This window comes from Burkholderia cepacia, assembly GCF_001718835.1.
GTDB classification, from domain to species: Bacteria; Pseudomonadota; Gammaproteobacteria; order Burkholderiales; family Burkholderiaceae; genus Burkholderia; species Burkholderia cepacia_F.
Map to the genome: position 1 here is coordinate 1960532 of NZ_CP013444.1, position 17598 is coordinate 1978129.

General features: G+C 68.1%; 15 protein-coding genes and 1 pseudogene. 7 read left to right on the forward strand and 9 right to left on the reverse strand.

Annotated elements, in window-relative coordinates:
* Window positions 1-96 precede the first annotated feature (96 nt).
* Window positions 97-1401: a hypothetical protein gene (locus tag WT26_RS28740; protein WP_059821283.1), complete on the reverse strand. Its 1305-nt coding sequence runs from the start codon at window positions 1399-1401 to the stop codon at window positions 97-99.
* Between the two features lie 311 nt (window positions 1402-1712).
* Here WT26_RS28740 and WT26_RS28745 point away from each other — a divergent pair, with 311 nt between their 5' ends.
* Entirely contained in the window at window positions 1713-2300 is a 588-nt protein-coding gene (locus WT26_RS28745) for an IMPACT family protein (protein ID WP_069274538.1), read from the forward strand.
* Between the two features lie 78 nt (window positions 2301-2378).
* On the opposite strand, the gene WT26_RS37740 is transcribed toward WT26_RS28745, so the two are convergent.
* Window positions 2379-2597, reverse strand: coding sequence for a hypothetical protein (locus WT26_RS37740; RefSeq protein WP_143135489.1), 219 nt, complete (start codon window positions 2595-2597; stop codon window positions 2379-2381).
* Here WT26_RS37740 and WT26_RS28750 point away from each other — a divergent pair.
* A complete protein-coding gene (locus tag WT26_RS28750; protein WP_045564831.1) occupies window positions 2596-2886 on the forward strand; it encodes an H-NS family nucleoid-associated regulatory protein in 291 nt (96 codons plus the stop codon). The genes WT26_RS37740 and WT26_RS28750 overlap by 2 nt on opposite strands.
* A 48-nt stretch (window positions 2887-2934) precedes the next feature.
* Here the strand turns inward: WT26_RS28750 and ppk2 are convergent, their stop codons facing one another.
* The 3 genes and pseudogenes from ppk2 to WT26_RS28765 all read right to left on the reverse strand — a co-directional run bounded on the left by ppk2 (window position 2935) and on the right by WT26_RS28765 (window position 5109).
* Window positions 2935-3867, reverse strand: a complete 933-nt coding sequence (gene ppk2, locus WT26_RS28755; protein WP_069274539.1) for a polyphosphate kinase 2 — start codon at window positions 3865-3867, stop codon at window positions 2935-2937.
* Between the two features lie 107 nt (window positions 3868-3974).
* Window positions 3975-4584 (reverse strand): annotated as a pseudogene (locus tag WT26_RS28760) (OmpW/AlkL family protein); the annotation flags it as partial.
* Window positions 4585-4638: 54 nt separating this feature from the next.
* Window positions 4639-5109: a winged helix-turn-helix transcriptional regulator gene (locus WT26_RS28765; RefSeq protein ID WP_069275181.1), complete on the reverse strand. Its 471-nt coding sequence runs from the start codon at window positions 5107-5109 to the stop codon at window positions 4639-4641.
* Between the two features lie 246 nt (window positions 5110-5355).
* Here WT26_RS28765 and WT26_RS28770 point away from each other — a divergent pair, with 246 nt between their 5' ends.
* The gene (locus WT26_RS28770; protein ID WP_069274540.1) at window positions 5356-6276 is read left to right on the forward strand and encodes an alpha/beta fold hydrolase; all 921 of its coding nucleotides are present in this window, start codon (window positions 5356-5358) and stop codon (window positions 6274-6276) included.
* 194 nt (window positions 6277-6470) lie between these two features.
* Complete coding sequence (locus WT26_RS28775; RefSeq protein ID WP_069271339.1) at window positions 6471-7133, forward strand: MFS transporter; 663 nt, start codon at window positions 6471-6473, stop codon at window positions 7131-7133.
* A gap of 153 nt (window positions 7134-7286) precedes the next feature.
* Here WT26_RS28775 and ggt read toward each other — a convergent pair whose 3' ends face one another.
* Window positions 7287-9008, reverse strand: a complete 1722-nt coding sequence (ggt, locus tag WT26_RS28780; RefSeq protein ID WP_059530376.1) for a gamma-glutamyltransferase — start codon at window positions 9006-9008, stop codon at window positions 7287-7289.
* A gap of 278 nt (window positions 9009-9286) precedes the next feature.
* Between ggt and WT26_RS28785 the strand changes: the two genes are divergently transcribed.
* The 3 genes from WT26_RS28785 (at window position 9287) to WT26_RS28795 (ending at window position 15724) form a co-directional block, all read left to right on the forward strand.
* Window positions 9287-9811, forward strand: coding sequence for a metal-dependent hydrolase (locus WT26_RS28785; protein WP_069274541.1), 525 nt, complete (start codon window positions 9287-9289; stop codon window positions 9809-9811).
* A gap of 126 nt (window positions 9812-9937) precedes the next feature.
* Window positions 9938-14320 carry a DEAD/DEAH box helicase gene (locus WT26_RS28790; RefSeq protein WP_069274542.1) on the forward strand — a complete coding sequence of 1461 codons (4383 nt, stop codon included), beginning with the start codon at window positions 9938-9940 and terminating at the stop codon, window positions 14318-14320.
* 114 nt (window positions 14321-14434) lie between these two features.
* A complete protein-coding gene (locus tag WT26_RS28795) occupies window positions 14435-15724 on the forward strand; it encodes an APC family permease (RefSeq protein ID WP_069274543.1) in 1290 nt (429 codons plus the stop codon).
* A 1-nt stretch (window position 15725) separates the two neighbouring features.
* On the opposite strand, the gene WT26_RS28800 is transcribed toward WT26_RS28795, so the two are convergent.
* The 3 genes from WT26_RS28800 to pcaQ all read right to left on the reverse strand — a co-directional run bounded on the left by WT26_RS28800 (window position 15726) and on the right by pcaQ (window position 17564).
* Window positions 15726-16022, reverse strand: a complete 297-nt coding sequence (locus tag WT26_RS28800) for an XRE family transcriptional regulator (RefSeq protein ID WP_069274544.1) — start codon at window positions 16020-16022, stop codon at window positions 15726-15728.
* A 76-nt stretch (window positions 16023-16098) separates the two neighbouring features.
* The gene (locus WT26_RS28805) at window positions 16099-16458 is read right to left on the reverse strand and encodes a type II toxin-antitoxin system RelE/ParE family toxin (RefSeq protein ID WP_069275182.1); all 360 of its coding nucleotides are present in this window, start codon (window positions 16456-16458) and stop codon (window positions 16099-16101) included.
* A 110-nt stretch (window positions 16459-16568) separates the two neighbouring features.
* The gene (gene pcaQ / locus WT26_RS28810; RefSeq protein ID WP_069274545.1) at window positions 16569-17564 is read right to left on the reverse strand and encodes a pca operon transcription factor PcaQ; all 996 of its coding nucleotides are present in this window, start codon (window positions 17562-17564) and stop codon (window positions 16569-16571) included.
* Between the last annotated feature and the right edge of the window lie 34 nt (window positions 17565-17598).

The window sequence follows — 17598 nt, forward strand, 5'->3', positions numbered from 1 at the left end:
CGTGGCTCCGTTTGTAGACCCAGGATTCTTCCAATGATTGGGGCCACGATCGGTTGCCGCCAGATATTCGACATCGACGTCACCAGCGGGGCCACATTATTGATAGGGCCCGCCTCCGTCGACGATCTCCGGCGCACCCCACTGGGTGCCGTTTTGTTTTGCTCCACTTGCTTGCAACAACGTGACCAACTTCGGCTTTCCCGCATAGTAGGTCGGAGCGGCCGACAGCAACGTATCGCGATCATGCGACGACAGGCGCTTGACTTGCATGGCGACGATGCGCCATGCCTTCGCTCTGATCGCCTCGTCTACCCAGGCGGTTTCCGGTGACGAGTCCTTCCATCCGCTGCCAATCGGCACCAGCCTCCAACCGAGCGATGTGCAATAGTCCAACTGCGCGCACTCATGCCAGGCCACTTCGTAAGCTGACGGATCGTCATGATCGATAGCTGTTCGCATGCGCAACAAAACCGGTTCAATATCGTTTGGATCTGCGCCATGCTTCAACAGCAACGTGGAAATCACCGGCTCGCAGTGCATGATGGCCGCGAGCGAGAGCAGCGAGAATCGCGGGTCATTGCTGTCGTCGAAGTTTCGCTTGTCGTCATAGTAACGATCCCATGATCCACTTCCGTCACGACCGGTATAACGGCCTCGAGGCGCCGCGCCACGTTCAAGGAGTCGTTGTGCCATACCGGCTCGACAGTAGTACACGGCATTGCCCAGCGCCATGCCGTCGGCACTGGCGCCATTGCTCAGTAGCGTCTCGACCAGTCCCGCCGAGCCCGCATAGCTGCCGCCTCCCGCCATGCGAAGCAATCGCTGGCGCCGCTCCGGCGATGTCTGCTGCAGTTGGACCGCAAGGACGTGCCACGCGCGGCTATCGATCGCTTCGTTGATCCAGCCTGCCTCGGTTTGCCCGCGCGACAGGCACGTGTCGCCGCATGCGTTCCTGGCTGCGATATAGCCCGCGGCGGCGTCGTGCTGGATTGCTTCCCGCACGCGGTCCATCCTTGTCGACCGCTCCTCTGCGATACGTTGCCGAGCCCCGCTATACATCTGGAGGAGCAACGGCAGCATGACGGGCAGACTCACGAACAGCACCAGTATTCCAATCGCAGTGCGTCGACGCTTTGCATGACGTTGTGCCCGATAGCCGAAATATACGCAGGCACTCAGTCCACCGATCACCGGAAGCCCGAAGAGCCAGATGCCGGCCAGGTACGGGTTGCCCTCTCCCATCTGGGCGCCGATACCGACGCCCGCTGCCCCGGACAGGACAACGACGAACAGGCTCGCCAGCGTGGGAATCAGCAGCGTGAACACCGTCAGCAGGATGATGAGCCAACGATCATTCGGTTGAGCTGAAGGCGAAGGTTGAGGGGTGTCTTGAAGATTCATGGGACGCTATCTTCCGGGGGAAAATGCGAATCGGCAAGCGCATACGCCGGTCACTCGATCGAGCGACCGACCACGCCGGCAGGACGGCAACAATCGGGCACGCCGAAACCGACCTCGTTCGTCCCTCGCTCGACTCCGTCGCAGACGAAACGCGCATGACGCGCCTCGCGGTAAAATCACGCTCTTTCGACCGATGCACCGCGTGCAGCCACCCGCTGCCCGCCCGCTTCCGCACCGATGCCGCTCGCCCCGGCCGGCCGGAAACGAACGATGCCGCTGAATCCACCCGGTGGTTTCCCGGCATACAGGACATGACCTACTCGCTCGCCACCACCTGCATCCGCGAACTCGAGATCCGCAAGAGCCGCTTCATCGGGTTCGCGATCCCCGTCGACGATCGCGACGCCGCGATGCAGGCGCTGCAGCGCCTGCGCGACGAGCACCCGACCGCCACCCACGTGTGCTGGGCGCTGCTGGCGGGCGGGCAGTCGGGCATGTCGGATGACGGCGAGCCTTCGGGCACCGCGGGCCGGCCGATCCTCGAAGTGTTGCGCCATCACGATCTCGACGGCGTGCTCGGCGCGGTCGTGCGCTACTACGGCGGCGTGAAGCTCGGCGCGGGCGGGCTGGTGCGCGCCTATACGGATGCGATCGCGTCGGCGTTGCTCGATGCCGAGCGCGTCGAACGCGTCCGCTACACGCGGCTCGCGATCGAGATCGGTTACCCCGACGAGGCACGCGTGCGCCGCTGGATCGAACAGGCCGGGTACGCGCTGGTGGACAGCGCGTACGGGATGACCGTGCGCCTCGTGATCCGCCTGCCGGTCACCGCCGAGGCCGATGCGCGCACCACCCTGTTCGACCTGACGCAAGGGCGCTCGGGATTTCCCGAACTGTAAGCACGGGCGCCGCCGCTGCGCCCGACATCCGGCCCGTACGGCCCATCGATCCCCCACTCTGCACTGCAACAAACGGCATCAGACCGGGCAATTCGGTCGATTTTCCCGAAATTTCGGAAAAGTCCCATAGAAAAAATACTTGCAGATATTTAATCTCATCCCGTTTTCCGGATCGTCGCCGCGCAAACGTTTCGCCGGCCAGCCGGACTGGCGCGCCTTGGCCGGGCACGCCGACGGGCGGGGATCCGCATGAAGCGTCATCAATAATCCAATCTCAGCGACGGAAAAACGACGCATGCAGACTATTCAAAAACTGCAAGCCCAGCTTGCGGAACTCGACGAGCGGATCAAGGCGGCTCGCCGCGACGAGCGCAACGACGCGCTGACGCAGGCGCGCCAATTGGTCACGAGCTACGCGCTGACCGCGCGGGAAATCTTCGGGCAAGGCTACAGCGACCGCGCGAAGCTGTTCACGGTCGGCCCCAAATACCGCGACCCGGTGACCGGCGCGACGTGGAGCGGACGCGGGCGCGCGCCGTCGTGGATCGTCGGGCGCGACCGGTCCGCGTTCCTGATCCGGGAGTAACGGCCGCGCCGCGCGAAGCGGCGCGCGCGGCCCGGCGCCGTGATCGGTTCAATAGACGTCGGGCACGATCATGTCGTCCGGCACCGGCCGGCGGATGTAATCCTCATGGTGCTCGCGCGGCGGCAGGTCGATCGGCGCGTGCGGCACCTCGTGATACGGCACCTGCTGCAGCAGATGGTGAATGCAGTTCAGCCGCGCGCGCTTCTTGTCGACCGCCTGCACGACCCACCACGGCGCTTCCGGAATGTGCGTGCGGAGCAGCATCTCTTCCTTCGCGGCCGTGTAGGCTTCCCAGCGGCGGCGGCTCTCGAGATCCATCGGGCTCAGCTTCCATTGCTTGAGCGGATCCTCGATCCGGCTCTGGAACCGCACTTCCTGCTCGTGATCGGTAATCGAGAACCAGTACTTGACGATCTGGATCCCGCTGCGCACCAGCATCTTCTCGAACTCGGGCACCGAACGGAAAAACTCCTCGTATTCCTCGTCGGTACAGAAGTTCATCACGCGCTCGACACCCGCGCGGTTATACCAGCTGCGGTCGAACAGCACGATCTCGCCACCGGCCGGCAGATGCGCGACATAGCGCTGGAAGTACCACTGCGTGCGTTCGCGGTTGTTCGGCGCCGGCAGCGCCGCCACGCGGCATACGCGCGGGTTCAGCCGCTGCGTGATGCGCTTGATCGCGCCACCCTTGCCGGCCGCGTCGCGCCCCTCGAAGATGACGACGAGCCGGTGCCCCGTGCTCACGACCCAGTCCTGCAGCTTCACGAGTTCGCCCTGCAGGCGGAACAGCTCGCGGAAATACTGCTTGCGCGCTTGGCGCCGCTCCTGCGAGAACAGCAGGTCGTCGCTATCGTCGAAGCGGCGATCGTCGAGCTCCATCTCGAGCTCTTCGTCGTAGGCGTCGACCAGGTCTTCCTCGAAGCGGCGCTGGCGCGCCTCGACCGATTCCATATCGATACGGCTGTCGTTGTCGCCCATGGGGCCTCCTTCAGTGACGCAGCGAATCCACGCCATTATCGCAGGCGCTCGCGCCAGAATGATGAAAGCCACATGTCAGCGCCCGACGTGGCGCCGCCGGCTCAGAACCGGCGCGTGATCTGGTAGCTCGCGCCGACGGTGAACACCGGCTCCCACACGCTCTTCACCTTCGCCGACACGTTGGTCTTGCCCGACAGCAGCAGGTCGCCGCCGGCGTTCCACACCCGCTGGACTGACGCCGATGCCCGCGAACGGGCGGAAGCGGTCGTCGCGCTCGCCGAGGTAATACTTGAACACGACGGACCCGAGCCACGCGCGCGTCGTCGCGAGCGGGTTGCTTTGCGTGTTCGCGAGATCGATCAGCGGAAAGCGCCCCTGGGCGCCTGAAAAAATCCGGTCGAGCGGCAGCGCGATGCTGCCGTGCCCGCGCAGCGTCAGTACCGGCGGAATGCCCGCACCGAGTTCGGCCGCCCAGCTTTCGCTGAAGAAATGCGTAAACGTGAACGCCAGCGTGTTCGTATTGCCGAGCGACAGGCTCGAGCCGCGGTTTTCGAAACTGTTCAGGCCGAGCGCATCGGTGTGCGTCGTCACGGGCGTCGATCGGCCGGTCGTCGCGACGAAGTGCCAGCCAAGGCCGACCATGTTGCGGTCGTCGCCGGTCAGCTGCTCCATCAGCGACGGCGCCTGCGCGGCGAGCAGGTCCGGCAGTCGTGACGGCTTCCCGCAGAGCAACGCGGCGCGCGGCGCGCGCGTGGCGTGACGGGTGCCGCGTCAGTCACGTGGCGGCGCGTCCGCCGTCGGGGGCGGCAACACGACCGTGTCCTCCGGCCCGAGCACGCGCCCGTCCTGCGAGCGCAGCTCGAGCTTCCTGACCGGCAGCCCGGTTTTCCGGTCGACGAGCAGCACGTGCGCCTCGTCGGGATCGAAGAAGAAATCCTCGCCCCACTGCCGCAATGCGACGAGCAGCGGAAACAGGCCGCGCCCTTTCTCGGTCAGCACGTATTCGTGATGCGCGCCGCCGTCGGCCGCGGGCACCGCATCCAGGATGCCGTGCGCGACGAGGTTGCGCAGACGCGCGGCCAGGATGTTCTTGGCCAGCCCGAGGTTCTTCTGGAATTCGCCGAAGCGGCGCAACCCGTCGAACGCGTCGCGGACGATCAGCAGCGACCACCAGTCGCCGATCGCGTCCAGCGGACGCGCGACGCCGCATAAAGAGTCCTGGTGAGTGGTTCGCCTGTTCATCGATACGTCCTGCCTGCCGCGCATGAATCGGTTGCAATATAAAACCCCTCAAGCTGGAAATCAATCGCTTTCGAACGACGTGGCGTGACGCGTGATCGCGGCAATTTCAACACTCCATGCAGCCCGACGATCGCGCACGACCTGACAACTCTCGCGGTTGCAAATTGAAACTACCTCGCCTACGATGCCAATCGGTTTCAATTTGAAACCACGTGACTCATCCTCGACTATCGAAAGGAGCGCCCGATGATCCGGTCCGATGCCACGTTCGACGGCACCTTTCCTTTCACCCCGCATTTCGACGACGCATCCGGCTTCCGGATGCACTACGTGGACGAAGGCCCGCACGACGGCGACACCGTCCTGTGCCTGCATGGCGAACCCACGTGGGGCTATCTGTTTCGCCATTTGATCCCGGTGCTGAGCCCGACGCATCGCGTCGTCGTCCCCGATCACATGGGCTTCGGCAAGAGCGCGACGCCGCAGGATCGCCGCTACTGGCTGCAGGACCATATCGACAACCTGGAACGGTTCGTGCTCGCGCTCGACCTCGATCGCATCACGCTCGTGATGCACGATTTCGGCGGCCCGGTCGGCATGGGGCTTGCCGCGCGGCATCCGGACCGCGTCCGGCGCATCGTGTCCGCGAACGGGCCGACGCCGTTCGGCCAGCCCGACCTGGTCGAGCGGCTGACCGCGAACGGCCGCGCTTCACCGTGGTTCCGCTGGATCGCCGGCGCGGCGGCGGACGGCAGCCTGGCGGCCGTGCTCGGGCAGCTCGGCTTCAACATCCTGAGCACGCTGAAGCTGAACGGCTTCGAGAATCACGCGATCATCGACGACACGTGGATCGCCGCATACGGCGCGCCGTTCGCGCACCCGGCGGACTGTCTCGGCGCGATCGGATGGGCGCAAGGCTTCGCCACCGGCGCGCACCGGTTCGAAGTGCCGGACGAAGCAACCGTCCGCGCGATCGCCGACAAGCCCGCGCTCGCGATCTGGGGAGTCGCCGATCGAACACTCGGCGCCGAACATTTCCTGCCGCTCTTCACCGCACTGTTTCCGTCCGCGCCCGTCGAGCGTCTCGCGGGGGTCGGCCACTACTGCCTCGAAGACGCCCCGCAGGCCGTCGCCAACCGGATCGCGCAATTCATTCGGAACACCTGAGCGCGTTTCGTCCGCCCCATCCGCCCCACCCATCCCAACGGAGCCTACCGTCATGTCCACCTGCACTGCGCCGGCCCGGCGCGATGCGGTCTCGCCGCTGATGCTGGCGCGCATCGCCGGCGCGCTCGCGCACGGCGTGTTCTGGGCGATGGTCGCCGCGCTCGCGACGCAGATCGCGCCGCGCGACCGCCGTCGTGTTCGGCGGCATCTCGATTGCGAGCGTGCTCGGCGTGCCGATCATCAACGTGATCGGCCAGCACCGGGACTGGCGGGTGGCGTTCGGCGCGCTGAGCGGACTGAGCCCGCTGACGGCGCTGCTGATGGCCGCCGCGCTGCCGACGATCCGGGCCGAGGGCTCGGTCGGCGGCGCGGCGCTCGCCGGGGTGCTGCGCAATCGCGCGCTGTGGATGGCCTATGCGGTCGCGATCTTCACGGTCGCCGCCCACTTCGGCGTGTTCACGTTCATCGAGCCGTATCTGCGGCAGATGCCGGGCGTCGCGCCCGCCGCCGTCGCGCTGCTGCTGTTTGGATTCGGCGCGGCGGGCCTGCTCGGCAACGTGCTGACGGGGCTTGCCATCGACCAGCATTTCAAGACGGTGATCGTGGCGGCGCTGGCGTTCATGTGCGCCGCGCTGATCGGGTTGGGCTGGCTCGTGCCGCGCGCAGGCGGCGCGGCCGCGATACCGGCGTCGGCGCTCTACACGACGGTCTTCAACGGCGCATCCGGCATCGGCGCGATGCCCGGCGCGTCGATCCTTGCCCGCAGCGGGCTGTCGGCGGTCATGCTCGCGGCAGGCGGCGGGGTCGCATGCGCCGCGTGCCTCGTGGTCGCGGCCAGCCCGGAAGGAAAGGCGTGAAGCACGCAGCGCACGCGTGCGGCGCCGGCTGCCTGCACGCGTGCGAGGCGGCAAACGCGGCAAACACGGCACACGCGGCAGCCGCGCGCACCGCCCCGCGGCATCGAGCGCATGCGCGTCCGCTTGCGCGAACGCGCACGCGCACGCGCTCGGTCAGCGAATGATCCGCGTCACGCCGCGCCCGCGCGGGTCGGCCATCGCCTCCGGCGTCTTGCCGTCGATCTTGATCACCTGGATGTCGCCGCTGAAATCCTGCCCCTTCAGCGTGTAGCCGCGCGCCTCGATCTGCTTCGCGAGTTCGCCTTCGATCGGGTGGTACGGCTCCCAGAAGATCGTGTTCGGCGGCAGCAGCTGGTGATGGAACCGCATCGCGCCGACGGCTTCCTTCAACGGCATCCTGAAGTCGTAGATGTTGTTGATCACCTGGAAGATCGACGTGAAGATGCGCGAGCCGCCCGGCGTGCCGATCACGAGCGACACCTTGCCGTCCTTCGTCATGATCGTCGGCGACATCGACGACAGCGGGCGCTTCTTCGGTTCGATCGCGTTCGCGTCGCTGCCGACCACGCCGAACATGTTCGCCACGCCCGGCTTCGCGGAGAAATCGTCCATCTCGTCGTTCAGCACGATACCCGTGCCGTCGGCGATCACGCCCGAGCCGAAATAGCCGTTGATCGTGTAGGTGTTCGACACCGCGTTGCCCCACTTGTCGACCACCGAGAAGTGCGTCGTTTCGGCCTTCTCCGGCATCGTCGTGCCGAGGCCCGGCTGCACGCTCTTCGTATCCGACGGCTCCTTCGGGTTGACTTCGGCCGCCCGCTTCGCGATGTAGGCATCGTCGGTCAGCTGCGCGATCGGCACCTTGTAGAAATCGGGATCGCCGAGATACTGCGCACGATCGGCGAACACGCGCTTCTCGATTTCCGCGACGAGGTGAATGTACTGCGGCGAGTTGAGCTTCACGCCCTCGAAGTCCTGCTTGAGGTCGGCCTTCATCTTCAGCAACTGCACGAGGCCGATGCCGCCCGAGCTCGGCGGCGGCGCGGTGATCACGTCATAGCCGTTCCACTTCGCCTGCACCGGCTGGCGCCACACCGCGCGGTACTGCGCGAGATCCTCGGTGGTGATCAGCCCGTTGCCGTCGCCGGTCTTCATCGACGCGGCGATCAGCTCGGCCGTCTTGCCCTTGTAGAAACCTTCCGCGCCGTCGTTCGCGATGCGCGTGAGCACGTCGGCGAGATCGGGCTGCTTGAAGTTCGCGCCCGCCTTCAGCCCGGAGAAATACTTGTCGAAGTTGGTCTTGCCGCCGAATTCCTTCGATGCGTCGACGCCGCGCTGCGCGAGTTGCTCGTCGACGACGAAGCCGTCGCGCGCATAGTGGATCGCCGGTGCGAGCACCTGTTTCCACTTCAGCTTGCCGAAGCGCTTCTGCGCTTCCCACATGCCCGCGACCGTGCCCGGCACGCCGACCGCGCGCGGGCCGTACAGGCTCATGCCCTTGACGACGTTGCCGTCCTTGTCGAGATACATGTCCTTCGTCGCGGCGAGCGGCGCACGCTCGCGGTAGTCGATGAAGTACGGCTTGCCGTCCTTGTAGATCGTCATGAAGCCGCCGCCGCCGATGTTGCCGGCTTCCGGATACGTGACGGCGAGCGTGAAGGCGATCGCAACGGCCGCGTCGATCGCGTTGCCGCCTTCCTTGAAGATCCGCTCCGCGGCATCCGCGCTGTACTTGTCGGCCACCGCGACCGCCGAGCTCGTCAGGACGGCCGGCTGCGGCCCCTTCGCATAGACGGGTGCGTTCGGCAGGAAACCGATGCCGGCCACCGTCGCGAGCACGACAGCGGATGATTTGAAGCGATTCAGCGTAGTCATTGCATGTCCCCCATGTGGATCTCCTTCAGGCAGGAAAAAGCGCCTGTCCCGCGCATGGCCGCCGGCGCACCGACGGCCATATCCGGTTTCGTAGTATAGGGGGACAAAAAGGGTCGAACACGGCGGCAACGATGAAAGGCCCGCATTCCGCACCACGCACTGCATCACGCAGCGCATCGCAACGCGAAATTCGCCGGACAACCACCCACGACGCGCGCCGATCTGCGAAGATAGCGCCCCCTCGTTTTCGCGCCGCGCGTTTTTCTTCGTCTTTCGGTATGGCATCACACAACGCGCATCATGCGAGCGGCTTCGCGGCCGGCCTGATCGCAGCCGTGCTCGTCGCGCAGGCCGGCGCGACCGGCCCCTGGCACCTCGGCATCCCCGCCGCCTTCGCGGCCGGCGTCGCCGGCGGCACCGCGCCCGACTGGCTCGAAGTCGCATGGTGGCGCCGCAAGCGCCGCCTGTGGGTCACGCATCGCACCGTCACGCACTGGGGCATCGGCTGGATCGCCCTGCTCGCGCTTGGGTGGCACGGGCTCATCCATCATCCGCATCCGCTGTGGGCCGCGCCGCTGTTCGGCTTCGCATGCGGCGGCGTGATGCACCTGCTCGCCGACTGGCCGAACCCGCTCGGCGTACCGTGGATCTGGCGGCGTCACTCGCTCAACCTGTGGAACAGCGGGCGCTGCGACCTGATCGTCGTGGGCGCCGCATGGGGCGGCACGCTTTGGCTCGCGCAGTCGTTGTGCTCGCGTGCGCCGCTGCTCGAACACTGGCTCGGCTGGCTGCATCGCGTGTAGCGGTTTCCGGCACGCACGCGCGACGTCTGGCACACTGACGGTTCGCGCGCGCCGTGCGGCATCGGCGCGCTTGCACTTCGCATGAGCCGAGCTCGAGCCCTGCTCGAGCCCTTTTTAGCCGCTTCGATGGACGTCACCGCTACCCGCCCTGCCGCTCGTGCGCTCGACGTGTTCCACCCGGCCGTCGCCGCGTGGTTCCGGCGCACGTTCGCCGCGCCCACCGGTGCGCAGGCGCTCGCGTGGCCGCACATCAAGGCCGGCCGCTCGACACTGGTCGCCGCGCCCACCGGCTCCGGCAAGACGCTCACCGCGTTCCTGTGCGCGCTCGACGATCTGGTGCGCGATGCGCTCGCGCACGACAGCACGCTGCCCGACGCGACGCTCGTCGTGTACGTGTCGCCGCTGAAGGCGCTGTCGAACGACATCCACGTGAACCTCGACGCGCCGCTCGCCGGCATCGCCGATTCGCTCGCGCAACTCGGCCTGCCGGTGCCGGCGATCCGCACCGCCGTGCGCACCGGCGACACGACGCAGGCCGAGCGCGCGGCGCTGCGCAAGCGCGCGCCGCACATCCTCGTCACGACACCCGAGTCGCTGTACGTGCTGCTGTCGTCCACGTCGGGGCGGCAGATGCTGTCGAACGTACGCTCGGTCATCGTCGACGAGATCCATGCGCTCGCATCGTCCAAGCGCGGCAGCCATCTCGCGCTGTCGCTCGAACGTCTCGACGCGCTGGCCGGCCATGCGCTGCCGCGTATCGGGCTCTCCGCCACGCAAAAGCCGATCGACGCGGTCGCGCGCTTCCTCGTCGGCGGCCCGGCCGACGCGCCGCGCGATTGCACGATCGTCGACACGGGCCACACACGCGAGCGCGACCTCGCGCTCGAACTGCCGAACGTGCCGCTCGAACCCGTGATGGCCACCGACGTGTGGGAACAGGTGTACGACCGCATCGCCGGGCTCGCGGCCGCGCACCGCACGACGCTGGTGTTCGTCAACACGCGGCGCACCGCCGAGCGCATGGCGCGCCATCTCGCCGACCGGCTCGGCAAGCAAGCGATCGCCGCGCATCACGGCAGTCTCGCGAAGGAGCACCGCTTCGACGCCGAACAGCGCCTGAAGCGCGGCGAACTGAAGCTGCTCGTCGCCACCGCATCGCTCGAACTCGGCATCGATATCGGCGACGTCGATCTGGTCTGCCAGGTCGGCTCGCCGCGCGGCATCGCTCCGTTCCTGCAGCGCGTCGGCCGCTCCGGGCACCATGTCGGCGGCGTGCCGAAGGGGCGCCTGTTCCCGCTGTCGCGCGACGAGCTCGTCGAATGCGCGGCCCTGCTCGATTGCGTGCAACGCGGCGAGCTCGATGCGCTGCGCATTCCCGAAGCGCCGCTCGACGTGCTCGCGCAGCAGATCGTCGCCGAAGTGGCGTGCACGGAATGGCAGGAAGACGCGCTGTATGCGAGCTTCACGCGCGCGGCGCCGTACGCGCGGCTGACACGCGAGCGCTTCGACGATGTGATGAAGATGCTCGCCGAAGGCTTCACGAGCCGGCGCGGCGTGCGCGGCGCGTACCTGCATCGCGACGTGGTCGGCGGCACCGTGCGCGGGCGCCGCAACGCGATGATGACCGCGACCACGTCGGGCGGCACGATCCCCGACATGGCCGACTACGCGGTGCTGCTCGAACCGCAGGGCATCCAGGTCGGCACGGTCAACGAGGATTTCGCGATCGAGAGCCTCGCGGGCGACGTGTTCCAGCTCGGCAACCAGTCGTACCGGATCATTCGCGTGGAAACGGGCCGCGTGCGTGTCGAGGACGCGCAGGGCCAGTCGCCGAACATTCCGTTCTGGCTCGGCGAGGCGCCGGGGCGCAGCGACGAGCTGTCGGCGGCGGTCGGCCGGCTGCGCGCGCGGCTCGACGGGCTGTTCGCGGACGGCGACCGGCAGGCGGGCGCCGGCGCCGCCGAGGGCCGCCTCGCGCCGGCGCTGCGCTGGCTCGTCGACGAACTCCACCTGTCGCCCGACGCCGCCCGCCAGATCGCCGACTACCTCGCCCGCACCCGCGCCGCGCTCGGCGCGCTGCCGACGCAGGACACGCTCGTGATGGAGCGTTTCTTCGACGAATCGGGCGGCACGCAGCTCGTGATCCATTCGCCGTTCGGCAGCCGCATCAACCGCGCATGGGGGCTCGCGCTGCGCAAGCGCTTCTGCCGCAGCTTCAACTTCGAGCTGCAGGCAGCCGCGACCGACGACGCGATCATCCTGTCGCTGTCGCTCGCGCACAGCTTCGCGCTCGACGAAGTGTGGCGCTACCTGCGTTCGGCCAGCGCCGAACACGTGCTCGTTCAGGCACTCCTCGACGCACCGATGTTCGGCGTGCGCTGGCGCTGGAACGCGACGACCGCGCTCGCGCTGCCGCGCTTCACCGGCGGCAAGCGCACCGCGCCGCAACTGCAGCGGATGAAGAGCGAGGATCTGCTCGCGACCGTGTTTCCCGATCAGGTCGCGTGCCTCGAGAACATCGTCGGCGAACGCGAGATACCGCATCACCCGCTCGTCGACCAGACGCTCGACGACTGCCTGCACGACGCAATGGACACCGAGGGCTGGCTTGCGCTGCTGCGCCGGATCGAGAGCGGCGCGATCGAGCTGATCGCGCGCGACCTGCCCGCGCCGTCGCCGCTCGCGGCCGAGATCCTGAACGCGAAACCGTACGCATTCCTCGACGACGCACCGCTGGAAGAGCGCCGCACGCAGGCCGTGCAGTCGCGCCGCTGGAGCGATCCTGAATCGGCCGACGATCTCGGCGCGCTCGATGCCGACGCGATCGACGCCGTGCGCGACGAAGCATGGCCGCTCGTGCGCGACGCCGACGAAATGCACGACGCGCTGCTCACGCTCGCGTGCGTCGCCGACAGCGAAGCACGCACGCACGACGGCTGGCCCGACCGGCTCGCGGAACTTGCCAAACGCCGGCGCGCGACGAAACTCGTGACGCCGGGCGGCGCCGCGCTGTGGGTGCCGGTCGAACGGCTCGTGTGCCTGCGTGCACTGCATCCCGACACGCGCTGCACGCCCGCGTTGAAAGTGCCGGCCGCATGCGCCGAACCATGGGAAGCGGATGCCGCACTCGTCGACGTGATCCGCGCGCGGCTTACCGGTTTCGGGCCGCTCGCCCTCGACGCGATCGCGACACCGCTCGGCCTGCCCGTCGCAGCGGTCACGACCGCCCTCGCCGCGCTCGAGCAGGAAGGCTATGTGATGCGCGGCCGGTTCACGCCGGCCGCGGCCGGCGACGAATGGTGCGAACGCCATCTGCTTGCGCGCATTCATCGCTACACGGTGAAGCGGCTGCGCCGCGAGATCGAGCCGGTGGAGCGCGCCGACTTCATGCGCTTCCTGTTCCACTGGCAACACCTGACACCCGACACGCGCGGCGCCGGCCGCGACGCGCTCGCCGCCGTCGTCGAGCAGCTCGAAGGCTACGAAGCGGCCGCGAGCGCTTGGGAAGACGCGCTGCTGCCCGCGCGGCTCACCGACTATACGGCGGGCGGGCTCGACGAGCTGTGCCGCTCCGGCAAGCTCGTGTGGACGCGCATCGGCGCGCCGGCCCGCGCAGCCGGCACGCCCGTGAAGACGACGCCGATCGTGCTGCTGCCGCGCCGCCACCTCGCGGCCTGGCAGACGCTGCGCGATCCCGACGCGCAACCGGCGCTGTCCGCGCGGGCCACCCAGGTGCGCGACGCGCTCGCCGCGCACGGCGCGATGTTCTTCGATGCGCTGCTCGACGAACTGCACATGCTGCCCGTCGAACTCGAACAGACGCTCGGCGAACTCGTGTCGGCCGGCCTCGTGAATGCGGACAGCTATGCGGGCCTGCGTGCGCTGCTGAAGCCCGCGGTCAAGCGCAGCGCCACGTATGCGCCGCGCACGCGGCGCGGCGGTGCGCTGATCGGCGGAATGGACGACGCAGGCCGCTGGGCGCTCGTGCAGCGCGCTTCGGCACCGACCGGCGCGCCCACGCCGGCACCGAAGCGCGGTGCGCCCGCGATCGGTCCCGACGCACTCGAACACATCGTCTGGACGCTGCTGCGCCGCTATGGCGTGGTGTTCTGGCGGCTGCTCGAACGCGAAGCCGACTGGCTGCCGAGCTGGCGCGAGCTCGTGCGCGTGCTGCAGCGCCTCGAGGCGCGCGGCGAGATTCGTGGCGGACGCTTCGTCGCCGGCCTCGCAGGCGAACAGTTCGCGCTGCCTGAGGCGATCCCGGTCCTGCGCGAACTGCGGCGACAACCGGGCGACGGACAGTACGTTTGCGTGACCGGCGCCGATCCGCTGAATCTTGCCGGCACGCTGCTGCCCGGCGACAAGGTGCCGGCGCTCGCTGGAAATCGCGTGCTGTTCCGTGACGGCGTGCCCGTCGCCTCGCTGGTTTCCTGTGCGTTCCACTACGCCCCCGAACTGTCGCCTGCCGCGCGCGAGGATGCACGCCTGCGGCTCGCGCGCCGCTCCTGACATCCGCTGCCTATTGAACGGCCGCACGCAAGGGACCGCGCGTTCCGCTACCATCGGGCGTTCTGCTGCGCCGGCTTCCGGCGCCGATTCCAACGATTCCGGAGACATCCCCTCATGCGTTCCTCGGCTGACCCGCACGTCGCGTCGTCAACTCCCGCTCATCACGCAGGCTCGCTGACGATTTTCCAGGGCGCCGCGCTCTATATCGGCGCGGTGCTCGGCACCGGCGTGATCGCGCTGCCCGCACTGGCCGCCGAGGTCGCGGGCCCTGCATCCCTGCTCGCGTGGGCCGCGCTGGTCGTGTTGTCCGGGCCGCTCGCAGCCACCTTCGCGGCACTCGGCGCGCGCTATCCCGATGCAGGCGGGGTTTCGACCTACGCCCGGCGCGCGTTCGGGCCGAAAGCCGCGGCAGTCGTCGGATGGTGCTTCTACTTCGCGGTACCGGCCGGCGCGCCGGCTGCCGCGATGTTCGCCGGCGCATACGTCGCGGCCGTCACGGGCGGCGGGCACACGACCGTCGTCGTTACCGCGGCCGCGATGATCGCGACCGTGTCGGCTGCGAATGCATTCGGTGTCACCGTTTCGGGCCGCATGCAGCTCGTGTTGTCGGCGTTGCTCGTCACGCTGCTGCTCGCGGCGGTGCTCGCCTCCGCGCCGCATGCGCGCACGGCGAATCTGCATCCGTTCGCACCGCACGGCTGGCTCGCGGTCGGCCAGGCCGCCGCACTGCTCGTGTGGAGTTTCGCGGGCTGGGAAGCGATCACGCATCTCGCGGCCGAGTTCCGCCGGCCCGCGCACGACATGCCGCGCTCGGCCGGAATCGCGGTCGTGGTGGTCGGGCTCCTGTATCTGTCGGTCGCCGCCGCGAGCGTGACGGTACTCGGCTCCTCGGCGGGCGCGTCCGGCGCGCCCCTCGCCGAACTGATCGCAGGCGGCATCGGCGGTCATGCACAGGTGCTGGCCGCCGCGGCCGCGCTGCTGCTCACGCTCGGCACGATGAACGCGTATTTCGCGGGTGCGGCCAAGCTCGGTGCGGCGCTCGGTCGCGACGGCGCATTACCCGCGTGGCTCGCGCAAGGCAGCCAGGTCGGCGGCGTCCCGCGCCGCAGCCTCGGCGTGATCGCCACGCTCGCGGCGCTTGCGCTGGCCGCGACGACGCTCTCGGACGTCGGGCCGAAACCGCTCGTACTCGTGACGTCCGGGTGTTTCGTGATGGTGTATGGGCTCGGTGCGGCCGCCGCACTGAAGTTGCTGCCGCGCGGCGGCATCGCTTACCGCTGCGCGTGGGTTTCGCTGGTTGCGGTTGCCGGGCTGTTCCTGACGACCGGGTGGTATTTCGTCTGGCCGCTGCTGCTAGCGGGCGCGGCGCTGCTCTATTTGCGGGTGGCCGGCCGCGGGCGTTGACTCAGGCCGGCACCAGCTCGAAGCTGAGCCGTTTGCCGAGCGCGGTGGCCGCGCTCGCGAGCGTCGCCAGCGTGAGGCTCGTGTCGGTTTCGTCGAGCAGACGGTTGAGCGCGGCGCGGCTGGTTTTCATCCGCGCGGCCATCGCGGTTTTCGTGATGTGCTGCGCCTTCATTTCCTGCCCGATCTGCCACGCGATCACGCGCTTGATCGCGGTGGCGGTAACCGCCTCGAGGAGGCCTTCCTCTTCGAGGAAAGCGTCGAAGTCACCGCCGATGTGGCGATTGGTCGTGGTCGTCATGTCGTACTCCTTTGCGTTGCGTTGCCCGCTGCCCGGTCGTCCCTGATGGCGCCAACCGGCGCCGCGCACGCGGAATTCAGATGCCGTTGCTCACTGCTTTCAGTCGAGACCTTGCGACGTCGAGATCGTCCGGCGGTGTGGTCGGCGACTGCTTGATGAACCCGTGTAACAGGACCATCGCATCGTCGACGACGGTGAAGAAGATTCGCGCGATTCGCGTCGGAAGCGTGACCCGGATCTCCCACAGATCCTTCGACATCTTCCGGACCAGCGGCATGCCGAGCGGCCAACCGAGTTGAACGGTCTTGATCTCCTCGCCGATCGCCTTCCGCTCCGCCTGATCGAGCCCCTTGAGCCACTCGCGGACCGGTTCGTTTCCGCCAGCCGTGCTGAAGAACCGCACGCTCAACGTCGCCTGTAACAGTTGCCTCGTCATCGTCTTGACACCCATCGTACCAAAATAGGTACGATATGCCAAGTGCGACGAAAGCGAACTTCGACCGTCCGGCCAATCTCGCGCGGCAGGCGCCGCGGTGCGATTCGGCGCTATTCCGTTGCCTTGGTGCCGGGCGCCCGCTTGCGGCCACGTGTTGATACCTCCCCCGGCCGCCCGTCACCGAACCGTGCCCGCGCAATCTCCCGCACCGCATCGATCAGCGTCCGCGCGACCGGCGACGGCTGCGCATCGGTGCGCAGGATGAGCCCGACCGGCTCGTCGGTGCCCGCGGACGGCAGCGGCAGGCGCGCCAGCGCCCCGGCCGACAGGTCGTATTCGGCCGCATAGAGCGGCACGAACCAGACCGCATCGTTCTCGAGCGCCAGCGCGTGCGCGACCGATACCGACAGCACTTCGATGAACGAATCCAGCGGCGGCGCGCCGCAGGCGCCGAGCAGCTGCTCGGCCGACTGGCGGATCAGCGTGCCGAACGGCGGCAGCACGACCGGATAGCGCGCGAGCTCGGCCGCCGGTGCCGCGCTTGAAAGCAGCGGATGCCCGGCACGCACGACGGCAACGAGCGGCTCGTTGTACAACTGCTCGAACGCGAGCCCGATCATCCGCTCCGGCTCCGACAGCCGCCCGATCGCGCACTCGATCGCGCCGGACTTCAGCCGCTCGAGCAGATCGGCATTCGCGGCCGTCGCGATCCGCACGACGACGCGCGGCCAGCGCGCGGCGAGCGCCTTCATCAACGCGGGCGCAAGCGATGCCGCGACCGTCGGCAGCATGCCGATTTCCAGCGTCGCCGCGGCGGCTCCGCCCTCACGCGCAAGCAGCCCGACCCCCTGCCGCAGCGCCAGCACGCACGCGTTCGCATGCGGCATGAACAGTTGCGCCTCGCGCGTCGGCTGAGCGCCCTGCCGGCCGCGCTCGAACAGCTTCACGCCGAGGATCGCCTCCAGTTCGGCGATCGTCTTCGAGACGGCCGGCTGCGTGATCGACAGGCTCTCCGCCGCCTTCTGCACGCCGCCCAGCTGCGCGACCGCGAGAAAGCACTGCAGGTGCCGGAACTTGACGCGGCCGTCGGCGATACGGTTATTCATAACAAATGGTTATGCAAATGATCGTGAATGGCCA